Raw genomic sequence first — 6,385 nt, 5'->3', positions numbered from 1 at the left:
TGAAGAAAATTTAGCCATAAAAAATGCACCTCCAATTGTTAGACTGTGTCTAACAATTGGGGTGCACTTCAGTGCTGAGATGCACTTTGAACGGCTTTTTTTATGAGAATTGTTTAAGTGCTCTTTCGGCTAGTAAAGCAAAGTATTCTGCACTTATAGGCAGTGCCTCTTCATTAATTGTAAAAGCAGGATGATGCCATTCATGTGTACCGCTCGTTCCCATAAAGACGAATGAACCTGGTATTTCCTGTTGGTAAAATGAGAAATCTTCTCCAGCCATTGACGGACTAGGCGAGATGATATTAAGATTCATCTTTGTGGCAACTTGAGTAGATAAGTCTGTAAGAGCTTTATCGTTGTGAACAGCAGGAGGACCTGAATAAAAACAGAATTTCGTTTTTACACCTAATGCATCAGATACACCTTTAATAATACGCTCCATGAGTGCTGGAATCTTTTCACGTGTTTCAGCTTGGAATGTGCGAATCGTTCCTTCTAACGTAGCTTTTTCAGGAATCACGTTCCACGTATTTCCTGCATGAATATTTGTAACACTAACAACTGCATTATGAGATGAACTTATATTTCGGCTTACAATTGTTTGCAGTGCCATCACAATTTGAGAGGATGCGACAATAGGATCTACTCCAGCATCTGGTACAGCCGCGTGTGTACCAACTCCGTGAATTTCAATTTCAAATCGATCAACTCCGGCCATCAGTGGACCATCTTTAATGCCAATTGTACCTACTGGTAAATCAGGTTTATTATGCATGCCGAAAATCGCTTGCACATTACGTAAATGTCCAGCATCAATAACTTTGCAAGCGCCATTACTACTTTCTTCAGCTGGTTGGAATATGAAGCGAACCGTTCCATTTAGGGAAGATTCTCTTTCTTTTAATAAGAAAGCAGTACCTAAAATAGCAGCTGTATGAAAATCGTGTCCACAAGCATGCATTTTCCCTCGTACTTTAGATGCATAGGACAAATGTGTTTCTTCTTGAATAGGAAGGGCATCAATATCAGCACGAACTGCTACAATTGGTCCGTTTTTATTACCAGACACTTCAGCGATAATTCCTGTTTCTAAATTGGAATCAATGATAGTAATGTTTTTTTCTTCTAACCAATTTTTTATTGCTTTTGTTGTTTCGAACTCTTCATATGATAGTTCTGGATACTCATGTAAATGTCGACGGATGGAAATAAGTTTTTCTTTTAGTTGATTTGAAATAGATACCATGTAGTATGCCTTCTTTCTTCAGCAAAATATTTATCATAAGTATACAACAATAAAAGAGAGGATTCTCAAATGAAAATCCTCTCTCGTTTATCCCATAAAAGCCCGATTGGTTCAACTAATTAAAGTTTCACTTTATGCTGCGACTTTTTTATGCGTATGATGTTTACGATAACGTCCACGCATTGCGTATGCAATTTGCGGGATTGCAATCCCAATTAATATAAGTGATACACCGAACCATTGTGAAGATAGTACAGCCTCTTTTAAAACGAATACTGACATAATTGTTGTAACTGGTAGTTCCGCTGCACCAAGAATAGTCGCTAAGCCAGAACCGATTTTTGGAATCCCGATTGTAAAGGCAATAGATGGAATAACGATACTAAATGTTCCTAATCCTAAACCGTATTTCCAAAGACCTTGAGAAATGGCACCATTAAAAATAAATGTTGGTGGGAATACAATCATGACTAAAGTTAAAGCACCAGTCATTAAGAGAACACCGCGCGGTAATGAAGGTACTTCAACAGCAACTTTTCCGCTTACGAAAATGTATGTTGCGAATGTAACAGCAGATAATAAACCTAAAATGACCCCAGTCGTATCGAAAGCACCTACTGATTGTTCAAGTAAACCACTTGATAAAAATGTCCCTACAAGTAAGAAAATAACAGAAATAACTTTTTCTCTTGAAGGTAATGTTTTTGTTGCGACTGCTTCAATGATAATTCCGACCCAAACGAATTGGAATAAAAGAATAATTGCAATAGAAGCTGGTACAGTTTTTAATGAAGCATAATAAAAAATTCCGGTAAAACTTGCAGATGTTCCTGCAACGAATAAAAGTAATGCTTGCTTTAAAGGAACGCGATGTCTAGAAAATAGAAGTGTAATAGCAAGCAAAATAATCCAACCGAACAAATATTGGCTGCCAATTACCTCTCCAAGTGAAAATCCTTCTGCATATGCAAGCTTAACAAAAATAGCTAAAATTCCATAACTACACGCTCCTAATAAAACTAAAAGAGAATAACGAAGCATGAAAAATTCCTCCCATCTATATGAAGTTGTTCCGTATCGAAAATATATAACTAGAGGGAAGTATACAAAATTAGAAATAAAGGGTCAAATGAAAGAAAAGTATGACATTTTATAGAATAATAATAAAAGTATGATATTTATGCATAATCTTGAAATTTTTAATAGTAGAAGTATTATAAAATAAACTTTGCATTGTATAGAGATAGCATTTGAAAAAAATATTTTTTAAACCAATATGTATATAGACGTACTAGTAACGTGCTAATTATTTGAGAAACTATGTTACCTTTGTTATGGTAATAACAATTAAAGGAGTTTTATAATCGATTTGGGTTTTTTCTATATAATAGAAGGAAATGAAAACGTTTTATTAGAAACTGTGAGGAAGTGCGGTTTTTCTTATTGCCACGTTGTAAAAGTGATTTCACGAATTGTTCATAGTATTTTTATGTGTTTTTGTTACAATATTTAGGGAGAGGAGTGGAATGATGCAAGATATTAGTATTTTTTTAGCGTTTGGCGCCGGGTTCTTATCATTTATTTCCCCATGTTGCTTACCGCTTTATCCGGCATTTTTATCGTACATAACAGGTATGTCGGTTTCTGAATTGAAAGAAGAAAATGCAATGCTTCGCAAAAGAAGTATGATACATACAGCGTTTTTCTTACTTGGATTTTCAATTATATTTATTGCAATTGGATTTGGTACAAGTTTTATTGGAGGAATCTTTACTGACTATAAAGATTTAATCAGACAGTTAGGTGGTATATTTATCATCGTGTTCGGCTTAATTATTGTCGGGGTGTTTAAGCCGAAATTTTTAATGCAAGACCGTAAATTTACATTTAAAAATCGTCCAAGTGGCTATTTTGGATCAGTACTAATCGGATTAGCTTTTGCAGCAGGGTGGACGCCATGTACCGGACCAATTCTAGTGTCTGTAATTGGATTAGCAGCAACAAATCCAGAATCAGCAATGATATATATGATTGCTTACATACTTGGATTTGCAATCCCGTTTTTCGTACTGTCATTCTTTATTACGAAAATGTCTTGGATTAAAAGAAATAGTATGGCCTTCATGAAAGTCGGAGGATATATTATGATTGTTATGGGTGTCTTCCTATACTTTAACTGGATGACGAAAATTATCGTATATTTCTCAAGTTTATTTGGTGGTTTTACTGGTTTTTAGTATTATTCTGCGAAAATGTTGGAAATACTAACGGAAAAGCATATAATGAAAGTATATTTTGCATATAGCCACAAAAAAGGATGAGAAAATATGAACATAGTTCTTTTATCAAGTATCGTTGCTGTTTGTATGGCTGTCGGTGCGATGTTTATTCGTTTAAAAGCAGCTAAGAAACCTGCAACATTGAAAAAAATTATACTTCCACCATTTTTTATGAGTACGGGTGCATTGATGTATGTTTTTCCTGAATTTCGATTAACTCCAGCAGAAATGTTAGAAGCAATTGGTGTCGGTTTGATTTTCTCTATTTTTCTTATTAAAACATCTAAATTTGAAATTAGAGGACAAGAGATTTATTTGAAGCGTTCAAAAGCCTTTGTTTTCATATTAATTGGATTACTTGTAGTGCGGATTGTATTTAAAACCTACTTAAGTCAATCTCTTGATTTAGGACAACTTAGTGGCATGTTCTTCTTACTTGCGTTTGCGATGATTGTGTCATGGAGAATTGCAATGTATCGTTCCTTTACGAAATTACAGAAGGAAATGGAAAAAGAAGATGGTTTTTATAATGAAAAAGATATGAAGCTAACTTAAAAACTGTATATGTACCAAATAAAAAAGACAGCGTCAAAGGCGCTGTCTTTTTTATCGAAAATAATATGAAGTTACTTTGCGAGTAAAGATTGATAGTTAGAATAATCAATCTGTTTTTCTTGTAGTTTTTTTATTAAAAATTTATGATCACGCTTTGGTGTGGCAATGATATATCCCTTAATAATCAAGTCTTGTGTAATTTGAGAGGCATTTTCTTGTAATGCAAGTTCCCCGATTTTGCCAGCAATCTTTGATTTTGCAACATCACGAAATAGTTCTGGAACAGGACTTACAAGCTCTTCTAACAATTGTTTTTGTTCGTCAGCCCATAAATGTCTCGTTTTATTTATGTAGTGTTCTTCCCAATCCAAACTGGACATGCCGTCTTCTTTTGGTAAACGTTTTAAAAATTTTCTGAACATAAAGTATCCACCGATAGACATAAGCCCTAATAAAATAACCGTCCATAATACAATGAACCAACTGAACCATCCTTCGAGCACGCATATCCCCCCTTAATGATAGCGGTTTTCTTTTATTCATATTATATACAGTGAGATTCATAGAAAGCAAGAACGCTTGGTCATTTTGACCAAGCGTTATAGTTTAAACGAAGTATAGTTGTTCAACACATAAATTATTATTATCGTCTTCAACATACTCAATAATAAGTGTGCCAACTTTACGATCTTTATCTTCAGTTGTGAAAATAGAGTAAGAAGTAAAACGTGTTTTTGATAGGCCGCTTATATGTGTAGGTAAAGAAATGTAGTCGTTATCGCGGAAGAATTCCATCAGTTCAATATCCTCAAATTCTTTTCGGTCAACTTGTTTGTTTGTATAGCGGCGTTGAAGTTGTTTTAAAGATTCATTCCAAGAAATTGCTTTTGTGTCGTATACCATTGTTCTATCTCCTTACTGTATGTAATTACCGAGAACATACGTTCTAATCTAGTATACTCTTTTTATTAGAAAAGGGAAAGCAAAAAATAATGTAAGCTTGGATTTCCAAGCTTACATTATTGATGCGTCCGTCATAATCTCTATTTTTCATTATAAGTTAGATATGAATAAGAAACAAGATGATATATATAATGTTGAGAGTTTTCAAGATTCTGTATATTATAGGTGTACTAAAGTGTAAGGGAATGAGAGGTGTGGCATACGTAATTTCACTGCAAGGGCCGATGGCTAGCGGAAAAACAACATTAGCAAAAAGGTTAGAAAAGAGAGGGTTTCGAGTTATATATGAAAATCCATATCCAATTGTAGAGAAGCGAAAAAAAATGAATTTAGATATGAATTCAAAAGTAGGGTTTATTATGAATCAAAAAATGTTTATGGAAGCAAAAATAAAGGAGTTTCAAAATGTGAAAGATTCAGTCGTAATTTTTGATCGCGGACCAGAAGACATTGAGTTCTTTACACTCTTTTATCCAACGATTATAGGAGAAGAGTGGGATATAGAAACTGAATTGAAAGATGAATTATATAAATTAAGAGCATGCCGTTCGGATGTGATTTTTTACTTAGATGTTACGAAAAAGAATGTATATGATAGAAAAAATAATGATAGAACAAGAAACAGAAGTACGTTTGCGGAGCAATTTAAATTAGTAGAAACTGAAAAAGACTGGTATAAACAATTTCCTGTAACTTATGTGGACACGAATAGATTAACAGTGGACGATTTAGAGGTATATTTTATGGACTGGTTAAAGGAGAGAGAGCTATGAAAAAAATACTTTTATTTGTATACTCAACATTTGCAGAGTTTGAAATAACAGTAGCAACGGCATTGCTGAAAAATAAATATGAAATCATTACAGCGGGCTTAACTAAAGAATTGGTTATAAGTGAAACTGGATTGCAAGTGCAGCCGCATATAGAAGTAAGTGAAGCACGTGTAGATGAGTATGAGGGGATACTTATTCCAGGTGGAGAAGAAGGACAGTTGGAAGATGCAAAACCTCTTTTTTCAATCATTCGTCAATTTCATGAACAAGAAAAATTAGTGGCGGCAATTTGTGCTGGACCGTATGCACTAGCAAAAGCAGGGTTATTTAAAGGGATTTCTTATACTGCGACTATAGATTATCAAAAATTTGATTGTTTTCCAGTAGAAAATTTCGTGTATGAAGAAGTTGTGCAACACTCAAATATCATTACAGCACAAGGGCATGCATTTGTACCATTTGGAATAGCAATTGCCTCTTATTTTGGAGTGGCAGACGAACATAATACAGATTTTTATTGTGGTAAAGGTAATGTAGTAATGGAGAAACTTTTACGAGAAAACGTGTAA

The 6,385-nt window shown here is 34.1% G+C and carries 9 protein-coding genes; 5 read left to right on the top strand and 4 right to left on the bottom strand.

Translation table 11 applies throughout. The features are described 5' to 3' along the window. Nucleotides 1-100: 100 nt before the first annotated feature. Nucleotides 101-1,246: a M20 peptidase aminoacylase family protein gene (locus QO049_RS18110; RefSeq protein ID WP_000253673.1), complete on the bottom strand. Its 1,146-nt coding sequence runs from the start codon at nucleotides 1,244-1,246 to the stop codon at nucleotides 101-103. A 132-nt stretch (nucleotides 1,247-1,378) separates the two neighbouring features. After that, nucleotides 1,379-2,287, bottom strand: coding sequence for an EamA family transporter (locus QO049_RS18105; RefSeq protein ID WP_000947046.1), 909 nt, complete (start codon nucleotides 2,285-2,287; stop codon nucleotides 1,379-1,381). A gap of 322 nt (nucleotides 2,288-2,609) precedes the next feature. Between QO049_RS18105 and QO049_RS30960 the strand changes: the two genes are divergently transcribed. From QO049_RS30960 to QO049_RS18095, 3 genes are all read left to right on the top strand, one after another. Further along, nucleotides 2,610-2,759: a peptidase T gene (locus QO049_RS30960; protein WP_080000418.1), complete on the top strand. Its 150-nt coding sequence runs from the start codon at nucleotides 2,610-2,612 to the stop codon at nucleotides 2,757-2,759. A gap of 16 nt (nucleotides 2,760-2,775) precedes the next feature. Beyond that, nucleotides 2,776-3,483 carry a cytochrome c-type biogenesis protein CcdA gene (gene ccdA, locus QO049_RS18100; RefSeq protein ID WP_001152676.1) on the top strand — a complete coding sequence of 236 codons (708 nt, stop codon included), beginning with the start codon at nucleotides 2,776-2,778 and terminating at the stop codon, nucleotides 3,481-3,483. A gap of 90 nt (nucleotides 3,484-3,573) precedes the next feature. Next, the gene (locus tag QO049_RS18095) at nucleotides 3,574-4,080 is read left to right on the top strand and encodes a CcdC family protein (RefSeq protein ID WP_001028440.1); all 507 of its coding nucleotides are present in this window, start codon (nucleotides 3,574-3,576) and stop codon (nucleotides 4,078-4,080) included. Between the two features lie 71 nt (nucleotides 4,081-4,151). Here QO049_RS18095 and QO049_RS18090 read toward each other — a convergent pair whose 3' ends face one another. Then, on the bottom strand, nucleotides 4,152-4,583 hold the full coding sequence (locus QO049_RS18090; protein WP_246960938.1) for a DUF2621 domain-containing protein: 432 nt from the start codon (nucleotides 4,581-4,583) through the stop codon (nucleotides 4,152-4,154). 103 nt (nucleotides 4,584-4,686) lie between these two features. Beyond that, on the bottom strand, nucleotides 4,687-4,983 hold the full coding sequence (locus tag QO049_RS18085) for a hypothetical protein (RefSeq protein ID WP_000262400.1): 297 nt from the start codon (nucleotides 4,981-4,983) through the stop codon (nucleotides 4,687-4,689). 245 nt (nucleotides 4,984-5,228) lie between these two features. Between QO049_RS18085 and QO049_RS18080 the strand changes: the two genes are divergently transcribed. Both QO049_RS18080 and QO049_RS18075 read left to right on the top strand, forming a co-directional pair. Continuing rightward, entirely contained in the window at nucleotides 5,229-5,816 is a 588-nt protein-coding gene (locus QO049_RS18080; RefSeq protein ID WP_246960935.1) for an AAA family ATPase, read from the top strand. Continuing rightward, the gene (locus QO049_RS18075; RefSeq protein WP_000722228.1) at nucleotides 5,813-6,385 is read left to right on the top strand and encodes a DJ-1/PfpI family protein; all 573 of its coding nucleotides are present in this window, start codon (nucleotides 5,813-5,815) and stop codon (nucleotides 6,383-6,385) included. The genes QO049_RS18080 and QO049_RS18075 overlap by 4 nt, the downstream gene beginning before the upstream one ends.

It is taken from the genome of Bacillus sp. RB3 (assembly GCF_030164735.1).
Lineage (GTDB): Bacteria > Bacillota > Bacilli > Bacillales > Bacillaceae_G > Bacillus_A > Bacillus_A cereus.
This window is presented reverse-complemented; position numbering and strand designations above follow the sequence as displayed.